This is a genomic window from Methylacidimicrobium cyclopophantes, from assembly GCF_902143385.2.
GTDB lineage: Bacteria > Verrucomicrobiota > Verrucomicrobiia > Methylacidiphilales > Methylacidiphilaceae > Methylacidimicrobium > Methylacidimicrobium cyclopophantes.
Genome location: NZ_CABFUZ020000048.1, coordinates 1 through 1,165 on the forward strand (window position 1 = coordinate 1; position 1,165 = coordinate 1,165).

1 protein-coding gene is annotated in these 1,165 nt (G+C 62.1%); it reads left to right on the forward strand.

The window, feature by feature from the left end; all coding sequences use genetic code 11:
- Positions 1 to 1,165 (forward strand): hypothetical protein (locus FN369_RS10970; RefSeq protein WP_178087593.1); only part of this gene is annotated, 1,165 nt, incomplete at both ends.

Here is a 1,165-nt window from a genome sequence, read left to right on the forward strand (position 1 = left end):
CCCGAGGCGGCCGCGTCGGCCACGGAGAGCTCCCAGGAGCCCTCATCCTCCGGAGGAGCCGCGCTCGCCCTGGTCAACAGCGAGGCGCTGCCCAGCGGAGCGGCCGTCTCGGCCCCAGCGGCCGCCTTCCTGCAGGGTGCGATGGCCGCCCCGCAAACCTTTTTGCGCGCTCCGGGACTCACTCCGCTCCCCGCGAACCGGAGGCTTCCACCCTCCCCGCCTCCCTCGCCCATTGCCGTCGCCAACCAGAAGTACTGGGAGCCGATCGACCGGTCGGGCATCGAGGCGATCCTCATCGGCGAACACCACTTAGACCCGGTGATGATGCAGAGTGAACAGAACTTTCTCCAAAATGCCTATCCCCATGGCGCACGGACCCTGGTGATCGAATATCCCAAGGACTTTCAGAGGGAACTCAACGACTACTTGAAGAATCCAACCTACGAGAAGATGGCGGCGGTCAAGATGGGATTCGAGCCGGGAATGGGCGCTTTGCGAAGCACTCCGAGAACTCGGAGTTCCTGGGCCTTGCTCCTGCGAACGGTGGGGAAGGCTTTGCGCGTTGTCGATTCGACGAACGATCCGAAGCAGTGGCAGGCGGCGGGAGTAAAGCCAGCGGATGTTCCTGCGTTGCTTGCCGAGATCCAGCAGATCCGGCTCTGGCGGGCGGCGCATCAGATGGGATATCGGATCGTGGCCGGAGACATCGATCGGCAGCACGCTCTCGATAAGAGTGGAAGACCGATCCAGAACCCGAACCCTGGGCAAATCTTGGCCTATCTCGTGAGTCCGAAGGGATTGACAAAGCGAAATCAGTCGATTGCGCAGGCGATCGCCGAGGCGACCCCCCGGGGACGAGTGGTTTCCATCGGCGGAGCCGCACTCACGGGCTTCTTGCGAAATGAGCGGCTCACTCCATCGAGCCCGCCCAACGAAACCTATCCCGGGCTCAACTACTTATTGGAGAAGGGCTATGGCATCCCGTCGGTCGCTTTGGCTCAGAGAGCAATAAGCCAGCAGGGGTACGTCGCCGAAAAAAGCAGCGGCTACTTCCATGTCAGGGATGCCAAGGGGACGGTTCGCACCAGTTCAATGGGAGAGGTAAACCGCGAAGTGGCGGCTCGGAGCTCCCAGGCGCAAGCGTTGGTCGAAAAGCTCCAGACTC